Origin of the sequence: Echinimonas agarilytica (genome assembly GCF_023703465.1) — a bacterium.
Taxonomy (GTDB): domain Bacteria; phylum Pseudomonadota; class Gammaproteobacteria; order Enterobacterales; family Neiellaceae; genus Echinimonas; species Echinimonas agarilytica.
In genome coordinates this window covers 177671-195055 of the sequence record NZ_JAMQGP010000006.1, presented here as the reverse complement: position 1 = coordinate 195055, position 17385 = coordinate 177671, and the positions used below count along the sequence as shown (strand labels likewise).

At 44.6% G+C, this 17385-nt stretch carries 10 protein-coding genes and 2 tRNA genes; 6 read left to right on the top strand and 6 right to left on the bottom strand.

Going from position 1 to position 17385, the window contains the following annotated elements; genetic code table 11:
* Positions 1 to 5 precede the first annotated feature (5 nt).
* Positions 6 to 1499, bottom strand: a complete 1494-nt coding sequence (locus tag NAF29_RS12605) for a cytochrome-c peroxidase (RefSeq protein WP_251261942.1) — start codon at positions 1497 to 1499, stop codon at positions 6 to 8.
* Between the two features lie 222 nt (positions 1500 to 1721).
* On the opposite strand from NAF29_RS12605, the gene NAF29_RS12600 reads away from it, so the two are divergent.
* Complete coding sequence (locus tag NAF29_RS12600; protein ID WP_251261941.1) at positions 1722 to 2738, top strand: LacI family DNA-binding transcriptional regulator; 1017 nt, start codon at positions 1722 to 1724, stop codon at positions 2736 to 2738.
* Positions 2739 to 2814: 76 nt separating this feature from the next.
* Here the strand turns inward: NAF29_RS12600 and NAF29_RS12595 are convergent, their stop codons facing one another.
* Genes NAF29_RS12595 through NAF29_RS12585 form a run of 3 tightly spaced genes read right to left on the bottom strand, consistent with a single transcriptional unit; the run spans position 2815 to position 8209 of the window.
* Positions 2815 to 5259, bottom strand: a complete 2445-nt coding sequence (locus NAF29_RS12595; protein ID WP_251261940.1) for a glycoside hydrolase family 94 protein — start codon at positions 5257 to 5259, stop codon at positions 2815 to 2817.
* 2 nt (positions 5260 to 5261) lie between these two features.
* On the bottom strand, positions 5262 to 7115 hold the full coding sequence (locus tag NAF29_RS12590) for a sodium:solute symporter family protein (RefSeq protein ID WP_251261939.1): 1854 nt from the start codon (positions 7113 to 7115) through the stop codon (positions 5262 to 5264).
* Positions 7106 to 8209: an AGE family epimerase/isomerase gene (locus NAF29_RS12585; RefSeq protein WP_251261938.1), complete on the bottom strand. Its 1104-nt coding sequence runs from the start codon at positions 8207 to 8209 to the stop codon at positions 7106 to 7108. The genes NAF29_RS12590 and NAF29_RS12585 overlap by 10 nt, the downstream gene beginning before the upstream one ends.
* 500 nt (positions 8210 to 8709) lie before the next feature.
* Here NAF29_RS12585 and NAF29_RS12580 point away from each other — a divergent pair, with 500 nt between their 5' ends.
* The 4 genes from NAF29_RS12580 (at position 8710) to NAF29_RS12565 (ending at position 13522) form a co-directional block, all read left to right on the top strand.
* The gene (locus NAF29_RS12580) at positions 8710 to 11262 is read left to right on the top strand and encodes a TonB-dependent receptor (protein WP_251261937.1); all 2553 of its coding nucleotides are present in this window, start codon (positions 8710 to 8712) and stop codon (positions 11260 to 11262) included.
* Between the two features lie 61 nt (positions 11263 to 11323).
* The gene (locus NAF29_RS12575) at positions 11324 to 13027 is read left to right on the top strand and encodes a CRTAC1 family protein (RefSeq protein WP_251261936.1); all 1704 of its coding nucleotides are present in this window, start codon (positions 11324 to 11326) and stop codon (positions 13025 to 13027) included.
* 336 nt (positions 13028 to 13363) lie between these two features.
* Positions 13364 to 13439, top strand: a tRNA-Thr gene (locus NAF29_RS12570).
* A 7-nt stretch (positions 13440 to 13446) separates the two neighbouring features.
* Positions 13447 to 13522 (top strand) — tRNA-Phe (locus NAF29_RS12565).
* A gap of 566 nt (positions 13523 to 14088) precedes the next feature.
* Here the strand turns inward: NAF29_RS12565 and NAF29_RS12560 are convergent.
* Positions 14089 to 14607 (bottom strand): pilus assembly FimT family protein, encoded by a 519-nt coding sequence (locus tag NAF29_RS12560; protein WP_251261935.1) that lies wholly within the window; start codon positions 14605 to 14607, stop codon positions 14089 to 14091.
* A gap of 166 nt (positions 14608 to 14773) precedes the next feature.
* Here NAF29_RS12560 and NAF29_RS12555 point away from each other — a divergent pair, with 166 nt between their 5' ends.
* Positions 14774 to 16492, top strand: a complete 1719-nt coding sequence (locus NAF29_RS12555) for a mechanosensitive ion channel family protein (RefSeq protein ID WP_251261934.1) — start codon at positions 14774 to 14776, stop codon at positions 16490 to 16492.
* Here NAF29_RS12555 and NAF29_RS12550 read toward each other — a convergent pair.
* Positions 16489 to 17361 carry a helix-turn-helix transcriptional regulator gene (locus NAF29_RS12550; protein ID WP_251261933.1) on the bottom strand — a complete coding sequence of 291 codons (873 nt, stop codon included), beginning with the start codon at positions 17359 to 17361 and terminating at the stop codon, positions 16489 to 16491. The genes NAF29_RS12555 and NAF29_RS12550 overlap by 4 nt on opposite strands.
* Between the last annotated feature and the right edge of the window lie 24 nt (positions 17362 to 17385).

The following is a 17385-nucleotide window of genomic DNA, read 5'->3' as shown; positions in this document are numbered from 1 at the left end:
GCAATTTAAAACGAATTGCTTGGCTCCAATCTCATTCCATCTGGATCAGGCGTTTGGTCGCTAGGAATCCAATCCGCCAAACATTCAGCATTTTGCGTACACGGATCGGTGAGGCTTTCAATGAAGGCTATCAAATCGTCAATCTCATCATCTGTCAGCGCTGCGGGCTTAAGCAAACTTGTACCAGCCGTCATTTGCACTTCAAGCTCTGCCATTGCATCTTGAGTATTTCTTTGTGCATTGTCTGTTTGAATGCCAGGTTGCAGCGCCGATGCTGTGTAATCATAAGTTGCGACCGATTGTGCAGGGTCTAGATGATGAACAATCACTTCTTTGAGCGTAGCGAATGCCCCCGCATGACCGTAAGGTGCCGTTTCAGTTACGTTCACTAGACTAGGTGTTCTAAAAGCAAATGTATCTGCTGTTCCCTTCGTAAAATTGAATCGACCAAAATCGTTATCTTTGGTCAGACCGTTATTTTTTCCGCGTCCCAGTTGCGGAGTAGCAATCACATGGAAACCTTCATCGGTAAATATGGAGCCATTGTGGCACGCCGCGCAGCCAGCACCACCGTTATCAACACCTTGATAAAACAACATAGCGCCTTGTTTAGCCGAATCAGAAATCGCGTCATCATCGCCATTTAAGAACGCTTGAAAGGGCGTTTTCACGAACGATTGCGAACGTTCGTACTCGGCCAGCGCCATAGCAATGTTGTCGTAAGTGATGAGCGTGTCGGCTGTTCCTTCAGGCTGCTCGAAAGCAATTTGAAATTGCTCCAACCAGTTATTTGCAATGGATTGATTCGCTAAACGCAGTGCAAGCGCATCTCGAACATCTTCATTGCTTGCAAAAGGTTCGAATAAGCCACGCATTTCATCTTGAGATATGACAGGAAACATGGCTTGCGCTTGGGTTAAATTAATGGCCTTGGGGTCAATATCTTTAAACCCTTCGTCTGGTGTTTGAATACCAAATCCATCATCACCATTTGAACCAAACTCACCTACCACGGCATTAATTCGTCCATCGTGAAATACACTCTTATCCCAGTAACCCATGTTGAAAGTTGTGGGTGAATTACGCGGAATAGTGGGCCCACCATCATGTTCAAATGCAGTTGCATCATGCATTCGGCCTGGCCCTAAAAAGTTAGGATCAACCGCGCCTACGCCAATCGGCAACGACAAATCATCTCCGCCACCTAGCAATGGGTGGTGACAACTGACGCATGCGGAGTCCAATTCTCCTCCGAGTGATTTAGAGAAAAACAATTGCATTCCCAGCTGAGGTAACGGCTCCGATATTTTCGGAAGTCCGAGCCCATCTGATGGATCTAAAACAGCACCATTCTCAAATGCAAACTGTCGAATTTGAGGTTCTAAAGTCGGAACGGGGTCATCAATGACGATTGTGTCGTCTGAACTTGAACCGCCACCACAACCTATAAGTCCGGCCACCATCAAGGTGCACGCAAATGTATTCAGTCTTTTGTTCATCTGGAGTCTATTGCCCTTGCTTTTTTATTATGAATAATTTTCACCATATGAAAAAAAATGCTATTTTTTGAGATAAACAGCAGATTTTTTCAGATTAGCCCACGACAAAGCATGAAAACGATTTCATCTAGTGTATAGTACAGCAATCGAATCAGCTGTGATCCATTGCACTTTATCGCTCAAAGGTCATGGATATGTTTTTTTAATGTTGAGGTTTTGTGAATGGCTAAAGTTGGAATCAAAGATATTGCCCGTATTGCGAACGTATCTTTGGCAACAGTTTCAAGAACATTGCGCACTCCCGATCTGGTATCTGAAGAGACAAGATTACGTGTGCTGAACGCTGTGGCAGAGTCAGGCTACAAACCCAACCGCATGGGTATGAACTTACGAACCCAACGTAGCGGTAACATCATGGTCATTATTCCTGACATTACCAACCCCTTTAATTCCGGCATCATTCGCGCAATAGAACACGAAGCACAACAACACGGATATGCAGTTTTATTGGGGGATACGCAAAGCAACCCTGAGCGTGAGCGTCAATATGTTGATCTGGTTGAAGCTGGTCAAGCCGACGGACTGTTATATTTTTCAGGCAGAAACCCATTTACCATCAACCCTGATCGCCCCATCAAAGATCAATTACCTGCCATGGTCAACTCAAACGAAGAGCTTGATTTAGAGGGAATTTCTAAGGTCATTGTTGATAATGAAGGAGCTTCGAAAGAAGCTGTGAATCACCTAATTGATTTGGGTCATCGCCGCATTGCCGCAATCACAGGTCCTCTTAGTACAGTGAGTACACAGCGACGCTTGGAAGGCTATCGTGAAGCTCTTACCGAGGCAGGGATCACTGTTGATGACAAACTTATTTGTGAGGGAAACTACCAAGTTGAATCCGGCATTGAACTCACAGAGCGTTTGTTGCAATTCAAGCAGCGCCCTACCGCAATCTTCTGTTTTAATGACGATATGGCTATCGGTGCAGTCAATGTTTTAAACAAAAACGACTACCGTGTGCCAGAAGATATGTCTGTTATTGGTTTTGACGACATTTTATATTCTAAGGTTATTCAACCCGCACTCACGACTGTGGCGCAACCTGTAGAAGACATAGGACGTCAATGCATTCAAGCACTTATTGCACAAATGAATGACAAAACACTGGAGCCTACGTATCTAAAACTTCCGTTAGAATTGGTCATTCGAGACAGTACAGGCCCTGCTCCGAGCTAACTAAGCGATTGAGTATTTACAAATAAAAAAGGCTCCAATTGGAGCCTTTTTTACATCACCGATAACGTTTACATCATTAATTCAAAACAGCAATAACTTGATGCTTACCGTTGAATTTAGAATAATCGATTAAGTCGCCTTCGATTTCAACGCCATCAATACTCAAGCTTTGTAAGCCCTTTCCAGAACCACCGTTTTGACGAATTTCGATATCGTATTCAGCCCCTCTGAATTGGCGTTTGATTGAAACATTTCCAAGACTTTCATGGAGACATGGATCAATTCTAAGCCCCTCATATTCAGGTCTAATTCCGACTAGATATTGGGTTGCAGCATAATAATTCCAAGCCGCAGTACCGGTAAGCCAAGAGTTTTTAGCTTCACCTTGAATAAATGCATCGGCACCTGAAATCATCTGAGAATAAACATATGGTTCAGTTTTGTGACGCCCAGCCAAATGCTCAATAAAGGCAGGCGTGATGCGTGTGTAGTAGCTCAACGCTTTGTCGGCACGGCCAAGCATTGCTTCAGCAACCACTATCCAGGGGTTGTTATGGCAGAAGATACCTGCATTTTCTTTATAGCCAGGCGGGTAAGATGTGATTTCACCATACAGTGGCTTATATTCGGTAAATGCGGGTTGTTGCAGCATAATTCCGTATTCACAGGACAAATGCTTCTCTACAGAATCAAGTGCTTGCTTGGCCTTTCCATCATCGAAACCAATACCTGCCATCGTACAGAAGCCTTGAGATTCGATGAAAATTTTACCCTCTTCGTTGCTCTGGCTGCCAATCGGCTGACTTTCCGAATCATAGGCTCGAAGGAACCATTCACCGTCCCAGCCATGTGTTTTCACAGACTCAATCATAGCTTGAATATGAGGCGAAGCTTGTTGGGCATCATCTTGCTCACCAAGCAGTTCGGCAATACGGATGAACTCTTCGCCGTAGAGTACAAATTGTCCGGCAATCATCAATGATTCCGCGACTTTGCTATCGCCTCGTTGCGTGGTTTGATAGGACTCATTCGGTTCGGTCGAGAAGCAATTTAGGTTGAGGCAATCGTTCCAATCCGCTCGCCCAATCAATGGTAAACCGTGAGGCCCTAAGTTATTCACAACATGGTAAAAAGAGGCTTTTAGATGATCGTAAATAGTGCTTGCAACATCTGGCGTATCCTCAAATGGAACCACTTGAGATAAGAATGCTTGATCGCCTGTTTCTTTCACATAGTTCGCAACAGCCAACACTAACCACATGGGATCGTCGTTAAAATTGCCTCCGATATCCGCATTCCCTTTTTTGGTCAACGGTTGATACTGGTGATATGCAGAACCATCGGATTGCTGGGTTGCCGCTAAATCTACAATGCGATCTTTCACCGCAGACGGAACCATATGGGCGAAACCAATGGTGTCTTGGTTAGAGTCGCGAAAGCCCATGCCTCGGCCAATACCTGACTCAAAGAACGAGGCACTACGTGACATATTGAATGTCACCATATTTTGATATTGGTTCCAAATATTGAGTGAACGGTTCAGGCGTTCATCTTCAGAATTGACGGTAAATCTTGATAGCAAATCATCCCAGTAGTCTGCAAGTTGTTGCAGTGACGCAGCGACTTTTTCAGCATTGTCATATTTAGCCATCATTGCTCGGGCCGGGGTTTTGTTAATCACCCCTTTTGATTCCCATTTGTCTTCAAATGGCACTTCGATATAGCCCAGCACAAATACAAGCGTCTTACTTTCACCCGGCTGAAGATCAACGTTGACTTGATGTGCCGCGACAGGAGACCAGCCATGCGCAATAGAATTAGTGCAAGCACCATCCATTACGGCTTTAGGACAAGAGTAATCGTTGTAATTACCTACAAAGTGTTGCCTGTCGGTATCGAAGCCGTCAATGGGAACGTTTACATTAAAGAATGAGTAATGACTACGTCGCTCGCGATATTCAGTTTTGTGATACAAGGCGCTACCGTCAACTTCCACTTCGCCGGTGGAAAAGTTGCGTTGAAAGTTTGCTCCATCATCCTCAGCATTCCACAAACACCACTCCAGTGAAGAGAATAACTTCAATGATTTAGGCTCGCTCCCTTCATTGGTCACGGTCACTCGATGCACTTCACACAGTTCATCAAGCGGTACAAATGTTGTTTGCTCGGTTTTAACCTTGTTTTTAACTCCAATAAATTTACTGTAGCCCATACCGTGACGGCATTCGTAGTGATCAAGCTCAGTTCTTACTGGGCGTCCACCCGGAGTCCAGACGGTGTCGCCATCCTTCACATAGAAGTATCGACCACCTGAGTCCATCGGTACATTATTGTAGCGATACCTCGTTAGGCGTCGAAATTTCGCGTCTCGATAGAAGCTGTAACCACCCGATGTATTTGAAATTAGAGAAAAGAAACCGTTGTTGCCTAAATAGTTAATCCAAGGCAACGGAGTAAACGGTGTGGTAACGACATATTCTTTATTGGCATCGTCGAAAAAGCCATAACTTTCATTTTTCATAATTAATCTTCAAGCTTGTTATACCAGTTTTTCTTCAAAAACAACGCGGTGCCCATTAACACAACGAGTGTGATAGACATCGACTGCCATTCTTGAATAACGATGTAGATAGGAAGTGCGACCAAGCAAGTTTGAAGCATGACCCCAACACCTACGTTTGCCATGTCACGTTTGAAGTGAGGATTGGCTTTAAAATCAGGATTTTCCGCTTCAACTTCTTTACGAATTGGCCCCCAGAACCCCCATGGATTCACAGTTTTGTAGAACTTCTTCAATAGCTCTCGATCTTCTGGCTCAGTCAAAAGGCTGGCCGCAACGCATGTCACTCCCGAAATAAGAAGCAGCAAAGGAAACAAATACAAAGGAAGAATGTCTGATGCAATCTCAGGGAAAACACCATCAAAAATTACTGGGAACAATAATGCGCCAATGATGCCTGACATCATGCCCCAGAAGTACCCTTGGCCATTGAGTCGCCACCAGTACCACTTTAAGACATTTGAGACGACGTACCCGCCCCACAAGCCCGATACGATCCACTGCAATACGCTGTTAATACTTTGCACATACAAACCAATGAATGTGCTGATCACCACAACACCAACGGACACGGTATAGCTCGCGCGAATCAAGACTTTATTGGAAGCATCCGGTTTGAAATAGCGCTTGTAGATATCATTTACAAGGTAGGCTGGCGCTGCATTAACGGTCGAAGCAAACGTCGACATAAAGGCCGCAAGCAAACCGGCAAGAAGTAGCCCGAGAATACCTACCGGGGCAAATTCTAAAATCGCACTTGGGAGTATATTCTCGAAGTCGATTGAACCGTTTCGAGAGAGGTCTAAACGCTCGTAAAATACGATCGCGAGTATGGCAAATCCGGCAATCATAAAATACCGTATCGGCATCAATACAATAGATACAAAACCACTCATTTTCGCGGCTTCTTTCGGGCTACGCGTGGCCAATATTTTTTGCATGTCGTAGTTTGGAGCAGGGCCAGCCGCGCTGACCAAAACACCTTTGAACAGCATCATCATGACAAAAATGGCAAATAGGGAGTAACCATCACTTGCGATTTTGTCGTTGATCTCATTTACTTTGCCCGCCCAATCAAGTTCTAGTGTCCACCCAAAGAATGGGTTGGCCCAGCCCTCTGGCGTCATTGCTTGCAACATTTCAGGGCTAACATTAATCATCGCAATAATACCGATACTCAATGCTGCTACTGTCATAATGGCAAACTGCAATAAATCAGCAAAAACAATACTCATCATGCCACCGAGCATGACGTAAAACGTTGCGATAGCGGTAAAGAATATGCCGTATAAATGCGGTACATATTGAGGTGCAACCTCAAAAGGCACATAGTTCTGTACCACTTCCCATGGAATAAATATTTCCATGAATTTGCCCACACCCACAAAGCCATAGGCAAGAAATCCGAGCACACTAATGACCGCGAACAAGACAACAACCATGTGTGACATTTTGCCACCCATATCATCACCAAACCGCGTTCTAATCCATTCCGCACCGGTCAAAACGTTAGACCGTCGTAGCCAAATGCTCAAATAGACCATCAAGAACACTTGGTTAAATACTGGCCACAACCAAGGAACCCAAATGCTCTTCATTCCGTATATAAAACAAAGAGTCACAAGCCACATGGTGCCTGATATGTCGAACATTCCAGAAGCATTCGACAACCCCAACATATACCACGGGAGGGTTTTCCCCCCCATAAAGTAGCTCTCCAAGTTCTTAGATGCGCGGCGTTTTAACAACAGACCAATAACGATCGTTGCCCCTAAATAGGCAAAAATGATGGCTAAGTCGAGAGAGGTTATTTGCATTGTGTTTCCCGTAAAGTCGTTTTTGACGCGAACAATTCTTTATAAATAGTTAAGCATGCGCGTAAGTTATGGTACGGACACTTCCAGAAGCCTGCTTTTTCAAGTGTTGAGCCCTGCGTGTCTTCCTTCAGTGCTTCAATGCGCCATTCTCCAAATTGGTGATCACTAATGCGCTCTCGAATAAACTGCCATTGTTTAAGCAATGTATTAGATCGCCCATGACCGAGAGAGTCTTTGGCATAGAACCACAGGCTTACCATTGCTTCTGCTTGCACCCAGCCGTAGCGAGTTGAATCCAATTGGCACAAGGGAATTCCTGGTTGCTGTTGCATTTCCATTTCTTGCGCTACTTTCGTTCTTAGACTTTGCGCAATAGGCTCGATACTCATATTACTGAGAAGTGTCGAGTGCGCCTGGTAATAAGTTGATAGAAGCCAGGATGTTGCACTGATGCGGCCCCAGTTCAAACTAGAAATTTGTTCGTCATCAATGGTTCTTAACAGCTGAGACGCGCGTTCAAACAACCCACTGAATACGCTTTGGGCCGATAAATTATTCGGATCGACTTGCAAGTAGGCATCAACAGCCTCCAGCATATGTAAGTAGCCTCGCCATAATTCACCGGCTTTGCCTTTTTTCAGTAAATATTCAGTAAATAAATTTTCTAAGTGAGCAAATATTTTTTTGGACTTACCTAAGTGAGGAGAAATCACCTGTTCATATTTAGAAATGGCATAAAGGTAATAACATTGTGTCACTAGGTAATCTTCATGCGTTGCAAAACGCTCGCCTAAAGTTTGACTCCAAACCAGTTCCAAGCCCGTTTCTGAAGTAAGCTTAGAGGCTATGAATGCATAACAACGAATCGCATGTTCTTTGTAAGATTCCGTTCTAAAGCATTCATATGCCGAACTAAAACTCCACAATAAGCGAGCATGAAAAATGCCTCCTTTGTCAGCATTTTTATCAATAAATCCATTTGCCAACACAGATCCCCAGTAACCACCATTTTGTTGGTCACTGGCTTTGTACATCCAAAATGGCATGATGCACATCGTGATTTCACTTTTGATCTGCTCTTCAAAAGAGTTCATTTAAGCCCTGTTTACCATTGTTATTTTTGAATGCCGTAAAATTAAATCACAATGAAATCGTTTTCAAGAAAATCATTCGGTTTTTTAACGATTATGCAATTTACATCAACAAAAAAAGGCATTAAGCCAATAACGAATTAGTTCGAAAGAAAAATATAAAAACGATTTCATGACAAAGCTCACACTTCCCCATAGCCACACTAAAGCACTGATAAATAATAAATTTAAAATTAATTAGAGTGAAGTTGAACCTAGCTCACACAAATTAAAAGGTTGGCGAGTTGACAATTACATACTTCATAACCAAATATTAACATCGTTGTTCAGGGCGAACTCCTGAAAAAGATAACGTTTTCAGGCAAAGCTGAACCCAATAAGAAGTAAAAATTAACTCAAATGGGCAACATAACGGATTAATATGAAAACGATTTCACTCAACTAATCAAAAAGTTAGTGGTTGAAAAAGTCTTCAATAACAAACCAAGACAATGGTGGGGAAAATGAAAAAGACTATGAAAGTCTCAACAGTAGCTCTCGCTGTGGGTGCGGCAATTGCCGCGTCTTCAGCTTGGGCGCAAGAAGAAGTTACGGAAGACACAAAACGCGGAATTGAAGTCATTGAGGTGACGGCAACAAAGCGTGTATCAAGTGAACAAGAAACGCCTATTGCGATTTCAGCGTTTACACCCGATACGCTTGAAAAGAACCAAGTCAAAACCGTACGAGATCTGGTCAGTTTGGTACCAACACTTAACATTGCAACACATGGCGATTCGAACGCTCTTGACGTGACTATGAGGGGTGTGGGTAGTACAAACCGAACTGAACTTGGCGATCCAGCGGTCGCATTCCACGTGAATGATGTGTACTCGCCTCGCCCACAAGGCGCCGCAGTACTCATGTACGACTTGGAACGCGTCGAAGTATTACGTGGCCCTCAGGGAACACTATTCGGCCGAAACGCAACCGTAGGTGCAATCAATTTATATACCAAAAAGCCACGTATCGGTGAGTTTGAAGGAGACTCTTCAATTGGATTTGGTAACTACGGTTCGCAAATGTTTAAAGGAGCCGTGAACTTACCAGTAAGCGACTCATTTGCATTACGATTTGCCGGTTATCATCAACAGCACGAAGGCTATGTTGATAATATTAGTTCCTATGACGATTACTATTTGAAAGAAGGTTCTGCAATCGGCGGTGGTGCTCGCTTTGATGCACCGGCTACAGGGTTTGCAGTCTCTAAAGACGGAAACCAAAAAGGCTATGATTCAGCCGACCAAACATCGTTCCGCCTTAGTGCTCTTTATGATGGAGGTGACCGTTTAACGTGGTTAACAACAGCAGAATGGTATGAAGATCAAGGCACAGGTTATATTCAGATTGACCCATACATTGTCGAAAAGCATGATGACCGCGTAGCCGTAGTCGACAGCCCTGGTTCGGTTGATATGACCAACTTAGGGATCAGCTCTCGTATTGACTATGCAATTACCGACGGGATCGACGTTTCATATGTTCTCGGTTACAACAAGCAAAAACGTTCTCAAGTCACGGATACCGATTTAGGTGTATCTGCAACAACGTTCCAAGAAAACAGAACGGAATGGTCTGACTACGAGTTTTGGTCGCACGAAATTCAAGCACGAAGCAACAACGACGGCCCATTCAACTGGATTGTAGGTGCTTACACCAGTAAAGAAGAAAATGCGATTCGGTTCGATATCGATTTGTACAACGTTGGTGGTGGCAACTGGATTGGTGGTGGTGACGAAGCTGGTGGAGCCATATTCATCCAACCCGACCGCCAGTTAGAAACAAAAGCCGTGTTCGCACAAGTTGATTATGAGCTCACCGAAGAACTCAAGCTCACCGCTGGGGCTCGTTACATGGAAGATGAGAAAACCGATAAAGGGGGACGCTCACTCAACTGTGATATGAACTTACGCGGTCCGTTCGCATGGAGTTCTCTGCAAGGCGACTTTGGCACACCTTATGAAGACGCCAACATCCAAGCTGGAGCTGTGAACAACGGCAGTAATGCAGGTATGCCAGCCGATACTCACTGCTGGGTCCGTCAAGTCAATGACAACCCAAACCCGAACTACAATCCTGACTTGGATGATCCAAATAACGAGCGTAACAATGAGTGGGACAAAACCACTTGGTTAGTTCGTGCTGACTGGAAAGCCACTGAAGATATCATGACATACGCCAGTGTGAGCACAGGCTTTAAGTCGGGTATTTTGCAAGATACTGGTGGTACAGCGGCACCGGAAGAATTAACGAACTACGAAATTGGTTTGAAGTCGTTCTGGCTCGACGGATTGCTCAAAGCTAATATCGCTGCATACAAAATGGACTATGAAGATTTGCAAGTGTCGGCACCTCAGCTTATCGATACAGATGGCGACGGTGAGTTAGACTCAAATAAAGGTTCATTAGGAACGACTAATGCGGCCGAAGCGACTATTGAGGGTTTGGAAATCGAACTTGAATGGTTAGTGTTTGAAAATGGTCGCTTCAACTTGTCTGGTGCATTCTTAAGCGCTGAATACGATGAATATTATAATGCGGGGAACACTGCCGCTCAGGTCTATAACAAGCCAGGCCCTGCAGGGACACTTGATTTAAGTGGCAACAAATTGGTTCGCGCTCCTGATTACGACTTTACGCTTGCTTATGAGCATGAGTTTGATTTAGGCCACGGCTACCTTGTACCTCGTATCAAGGTTCAAATCTCTGACGAATATTTCTTAGATGAGTTCAACCTTGACACTGCGTATGTTGACGGAGCCGGCAACTACACAGCGACTAAGACAGAAAATGTAGTGAAGAACCTTCGCTCTCAAGAAAGTTTTCAACTTTGGGACGCAAGCGTTCGATATGAGTCGGGCAAATACCCGTACACCATCGAAGCTTACGTTAACAACTTTACTGATGAAGCAGTCAAAACAGCTGACGGAGGTATTTCAGATACACCTTATGGCTCATTTGCCTACTACAATCCTCCACGCACATTTGGAGTAAATGTGCATTATCGTTTTGAATAAAACGTGAATACGGGTGGCTCTTTATGGGCCACCCTTTTTCGTCCACCCAACGGAGAGATGTATGTCTTGGGTTCATCAAAAAACACGATTTATAATCGGGTTGTCCTTTGTACTTGCCGCCTGTGGTGGTGGAGGCGGTGGTAGTGACGGCTCAAACGTCGTAGTGCCCCCACCTGCCCCAGAACCAGAAGCGCTCATAACGTTTTCTGCATTATCGCCCACCGATTCAGGTTTATCACACATGTTCTCGATTCAAAATCGAGATGAAGAATCAATGGAGCAACTGTTTGCCGGAGGCCACGCAGTCGGTGACTACGATGGAGATGGAGATGTCGACATCTTTATTGCAGCAGGTGATAGTACTCCTAGCCAGCTCTTTCAGAACAATGGAAATAACCAATTTGAAGATGTCGCTACAACGGCTGGCGTTTCTATCGCCAATCACAAAGGCAGCGGTCCAATGTTTGCCGATATTGACGGAGATGGTGATTTAGATTTATTGATCGGCGCAATTGAAGGACATTCAATTTACGTCTTTAGTAACAATGGTGATGGTACGTTTACCGACATCACTGCGAACACAGGCCTCAATATCACTGCGTTGAACACCATTGGCGCAGCTTTCGGCGATATCGACAACGACGGTGATTTAGATTTAGCTCTTACTCATTGGGGCAACACGCCAGACGCCACGTTAAGCCAGTCTGAACATTTATGGCTGAACAAAGGTGGATTCCAATTTGAGAACATCAGTAAAAGTGCAGGGATAACCGACACTATTTACGTCTGGAATGGCAACGGTATGTTTGGTGACTTGGATTACACCTTCACGCCAAATTTTGCCGACATTAACAATGATGGCTTCGTAGATTTGCTCATCACCGGTGATTTTGGTACCTCCATGGTATTTATGAACCTGATGAACGGCACCTTCGAAAATGTGACAGATAGAGACATTATTGTTGATGCGAATGGCATGGGCGCAGCCATTGCCGATGCGGACAACGACGGAGATCTGGATTGGTTTGTCACCGCAATTTACGACAAAAACCCTTCAACAGGACTCATTCGTAGTCCAGGTAATTTCTTATACACCAATCAGGGTGAAGGAAGTTTTTCTACAACGCCACACGCAGATCAACTGGAGTACGAAGTGCACCAATCGGGTTGGGCGTGGGGCACTTGCTTTGCAGATTTCAACAACGACGGATTGCTCGATATTTATGTCACCAATGGCTGGGAAGAGCTCGTCGGCATCTACAATACCGATACATCTATCGACTACGCCAATGACCCTTCCACACTATTCATGGCCAATGCTGACGGTACGTATACCGAATATGCGCAGCAAGCACAGCTTGAAGAGACTGGGCTCGGTCGCGGTGTGAGTTGTTTTGACTCTGATGGCGATGGCGATGTGGACATTCTTACCAGTCAAAACAGTATTACATCTACCAATGGCCTGTCTTTATTTGAAAATTTAGGCAGTAGTACTTTAGGAAATTACCTTGGTATTAAATTGCGCCAAGCGAATGGAAATACTGAAGCATTGGGTGCTCGGGTGTACATCACCACTTCTGATGGCGTAGTGCAGATGAGAGAGGTTCGAAACGAAAACAACTATGTTTCTCAGAATCCTGCACAGGTTCATTTTGGCTTGGGAGAACATGACACGGTCAGCGAATTAAAAATCATTTGGCCCGATGGCCGAGAACAAATTCAATCGAATGTCGAATCAAATCAAAGGTTGGTCATCGATTACTGAGGAATTTATTCCTCAAAAACGAGTTTGGTGTTGCGCACTAAACACTCAGTGTATGTGAAAGGCACGTCATTGCCTCTTCTCCTGTAATTTTTGCCCAACGTTTACGTTGGGCTTTTTTTGCTCAATTTCAGAAAAGAACGTGTGAAATAGCACAAATATGACGCAAGTTTGGTCAAAAAACGGGCCAAATAAAAAAACTGAAAAAAACCTATTGACTTAGAACCTCAAAATCCGTTTAATAGCGCCCCGTTGAGAGGGCAAAGCGAGTCGGGAAAGACTTAAGCGTAGCTTCTTAACAGCGAATAAAGTTGCAGTGAATGCACACGGTTTTAGTGTGCCGGCTTAGCTCAGTTGGTAGAGCAACTGACTTGTAATCAGTAGGTCGCCAGTTCGACTCCGGCAGCCGGCACCATTTATTCGCCCAGATAGCTCAGTCGGTAGAGCAGGGGATTGAAAATCCCCGTGTCGGTGGTTCGATTCCGCCTCTGGGCACCATCACAACGAAGCCCCGTTCGAAAGAACGGGGCTTTTTTGTTTTCTATCCCATACCATTTCAAAAAGAAGCGGTTGAAAATCACCCAGCGAGGTTCGACTCAAACGTCTGGAGCAAGCTTGAACAGCTTTATTTAGCCCACGGCAGGATGCAGAGCTACGGTACCCTGTAACGTTTTAGGACGCCGCTAAGGCGTGCCAAGGCCTAGTCTCATGGATACCACTCTCCAAATCGATTTGCCTCCCGGTAAGCTGAACGATGTTGGAGGCCCTGAACCCTGTCACTCCCATCAGCACCTTTTACAGTCAAAGTATCATTTTAAACATGTAGCTAAGGGTATTGGAAGTCGAGCTCTTGAGTAAGAAGCTGTGTGGTCGTCAGAGCAACTCAATCGCCAATCAGCCTAACATGTCCGAATAAGTCTTCAACAAGGCTTCAGAGGACGTTTAAGGCTTCGTTTTCGATGAGCTAAAACGTAATGATTGAATGGTCATATTGGTATTCAGATAAATTAAGCAACACAACTCTGTTCATTGTCCCGCAATGTTCGTTCAGAAACAGCAGTTAATTAACAGCCGTCCGTTACAACATCAATGAGTGGTGGGCTGCCATCAAGGTTATTCACATAGTAAACACTGCATGAATCAGCCCACTCGTAGCCGTTGAGCCACACTTTCGCTGCACGCCCCATGATACTAATAGAGAGCTGTCCGGGAAGGCTGAGCTGATTGCCTCGCCCACACCAGTCACTGTCACATTCAGAATTCACTCTGGAAAAAGACTCATCGTCTAAACTGACTAAATATCGAACCGAGCGATTCCAATGCGCAATAGGATATCCGTCAAAAATAGAAATGGTGGTTCCTCCTACATCCACGCTATCACTGCCAGAGATTTTCCCTTCGATTTGAGCTTTCATGTGCACTAAATCAACGGCTGAACTCAACGCGCCGCGCATAGCTTCTAAATTGCTTTCAACCGCACTTTTGTGAGTGTCAGTAAATCTTGGAACTGCAAAGCTGGAGACAATGGCCACCATCACCAAAACAGCGGTAAGCTCGATCAGAGTAAATCCACGTTCGCGCATGTTTGCCTCCCATTAGTTGATTAAGTATCGTACAAACCCTCAAGATTTCACGCTTAAATAAAGTAGGAAGGCCCTCATCACTTGCACATATTACATTGCTATTTGATTCCAAAGATCTTTATTGCCAGCTACACTTTGCCCAGTATTTTGCTCAGGGAATGAATTCATGAAACATATTCCACGGTCGAACCTCGTTACACAGCTCATCGCTATGGTGTTTACTTGCATGGCTTGGGCCGTATTAGCGGAAGACTCTCATCAGCCAGTGATCAATCAGATCGTTGAAATTGATCAACAGCTCACAAAGTACTTGAAGATCAGCGAGCCGCTCAAAGGCGAACAAAAATTGCTGCTAAAACTTCGAGTTTCTCGACTGGTCGACGAACAAAAATTATTGATGACTGAATATATTGAAGAAGGCGATGCCGTCACCAATATGAGTCCCAAACAGGTCGAAACCGCGAAAGGAATCTTTTCTCGACAGTTACATCTCGCCACGCAGTTCAATGAAACTTTAAACAAGCAAGTGAACGACCTGCGGGCAGAAAATCACCAGCTCGAAGGTGAAAAGTTATTGGCACAAGAAGAACAAATGAGCGAAGTGCAAAAACGTGTCGATCACATCACCGTTTTTCGATTGGATTTGATTCAGTGGTTAGAGCGGCTTGGTTCGGACGTTAAAAAGCCAACGCGCGCATTTGAGCAGGCTCTATATGAACGCGCCGACAATGTCAGCCTATTGTTGAACTATAGCCATTCGCGCCTTTCTGAACTGATCACGGCCAAAAGTTCGGCACTCGAATCCGAAGTCTCGCCATTAGACGCATCCATCAAGGCGTTTCAAATCAAACGTGACAGCTGCAACACTAGCCTAGAGCTGCTTATCAACACCATGGACTCCATTGGCGCGAATACAAGTAGCTACAAAGAAACGCTGATTGCCAGCACAGGTTCTGTCACAGAGGACATTTTCAACTTTGCGGTGATGTCTCGACTCGTCTCAAGATGGTTTACACACATGGGGCAGTGGTTGTTTGAACATGGCCCAGATTTTACGTTTAAGCTGATTCTGTTCGGTGCCATTATCATCGCATTCCGTTTTATTGCAGGCTTGGTTCGGCGCTTAGTCGTCAAAGCCACCAATGCATCTAAATTGAACCTATCGCGCTTGCTACAAGACTTCTTCGCTTCTATCGCACATAAATTAGTGATGCTGTTTGGCTTTCTGGTGGCCTTGGGCCAAATTGGAATTGAAGTAGCGCCACTGCTGGCAGGTTTCGGGGTTGCCGGTATTGTGATTGGTTTTGCCTTGCAAGGGACTCTGTCTAACTTTGCATCTGGCTTGATGATCCTAATCTATCGCCCATTTGATGTCGATGATGTTGTGGTCGCCGGAGGTATTACCGGCACAGTGGAAAAATTAAGCTTAGTGAATGCCACCATCAAAACGTTCGATAACCAACGCATTATTGTGCCCAACAATAAAATCTGGGACGACATCATTACCAATGTTACCGCTGAGCGTATACGCCGGGTTGACCTCATTTTTGGTATTGGGTACAGCGATGACATTGCCAAAGCAGAAAAAGCCATACACGAAGTATTAGAGGCGCACGATTTAGTGCTCCCTCACCCTGAACCTATCGTTAAAGTTGCCAACCTAGGCGAATCTTCTGTTGATTTTTGGGTTCGCCCTTGGGTAAAAACAGCGAATTACTGGAATGTCTATTGGGACATCACGCGCCAAGTCAAAATGAAATTTGACGAAGAAGGCGTGTCAATTCCGTTCCCTCAACGAGATGTTCACGTCCATATGCCAGAATCGGTACCATTGGAACTCACGGACCCTGAATCGCCATCAGGATCAAAGGAGTCATCACGTTAGAATTCATTAATATTGATGAGCAGACGCCTAAATTCTCCCGGTGTCTGCCCCATTTGCTGGCGAAATTTGGAACAAAAATATGCCGTGTCGGTAAATTCACATTGATACGCAATATCTGCAATGCTTTGTTCGCTATGAATCAACAAAGACACCGCTGCACTGATTTTACGTCGCAACAAATAGTCCTTAAAATTCTGCCCAAACAATGATTTAAATGTTCGAGAGAAGTGATAGCGAGACATACCACAAAATTCAGCGGCATCATCCAGCGACATTCTCAACGCATCGCCTTGTTCAATCGTTTGCAACAGCGGCAATATTCTAGCCATGCTTTTGTGCGAAACAGCCGGAGAAGTACCATCGAACGGTTCAAGCTGTTGTTTTAATTGCTGCTGATGAATGAACAACAAAAGAGCCTTGAGTAAACTTGCTTTCATACCCCACTCTAGCGCTTGTTCACCTAACTCAGTGCTCCATTTTAATAAATGATTCAGATGTTGAGCGCTATCCTGATCTAGTTTAGATACAAGGGGCACCATCATGGGTTGATGAGATGGAGTTAAATCAAGCTCACGATATAGCCGAGCCTCATACTGAAATAGAAAGAAATCTTGGTCTGATGCTGATGACCGCATTGAATGAGCTTGAAGCGTCGGAACAAACATGAGTGTTCCCGGCGAGAGCGAGTAGATCACATCATTAATTTCAACTTCACCTTCTATCTCGCGAAACCACATACATTCATACATCATATGAAAATGCGGTTGAGCTTTAAGCGCTAACGATGGTGGCAATTGGTAATGACGCAAACCAAAACTACTGGCCGACGGCAAATGAATATTCTCAAAACTGACCGGGCTCACACTCATAATCAACAAACCACAATTTATTTA

Bases quoted from the DNA above. Each gene is read 5' to 3' on its own strand.
- NAF29_RS12580 (WP_251261937.1), top strand. From the start codon at position 8,710: ATGAAAAAGACTATGAAAGTCTCAACAGTAGCTCTCGCTGTGGGTGCG.
- NAF29_RS12575 (WP_251261936.1), top strand. From the start codon at position 11,324: ATGTCTTGGGTTCATCAAAAAACACGATTTATAATCGGGTTGTCCTTT.
- NAF29_RS12555 (WP_251261934.1), top strand. From the start codon at position 14,774: ATGAAACATATTCCACGGTCGAACCTCGTTACACAGCTCATCGCTATG.
- NAF29_RS12585 (WP_251261938.1), bottom strand. From the start codon at position 8,209: ATGAACTCTTTTGAAGAGCAGATCAAAAGTGAAATCACGATGTGCATC.
- NAF29_RS12605 (WP_251261942.1), bottom strand. From the start codon at position 1,499: ATGAACAAAAGACTGAATACATTTGCGTGCACCTTGATGGTGGCCGGA.
- NAF29_RS12590 (WP_251261939.1), bottom strand. From the start codon at position 7,115: ATGCAAATAACCTCTCTCGACTTAGCCATCATTTTTGCCTATTTAGGG.
- NAF29_RS12550 (WP_251261933.1), bottom strand. From the start codon at position 17,361: ATGAGTGTGAGCCCGGTCAGTTTTGAGAATATTCATTTGCCGTCGGCC.
- NAF29_RS12560 (WP_251261935.1), bottom strand. From the start codon at position 14,607: ATGCGCGAACGTGGATTTACTCTGATCGAGCTTACCGCTGTTTTGGTG.
- NAF29_RS12600 (WP_251261941.1), top strand. From the start codon at position 1,722: ATGGCTAAAGTTGGAATCAAAGATATTGCCCGTATTGCGAACGTATCT.
- NAF29_RS12595 (WP_251261940.1), bottom strand. From the start codon at position 5,259: ATGAAAAATGAAAGTTATGGCTTTTTCGACGATGCCAATAAAGAATAT.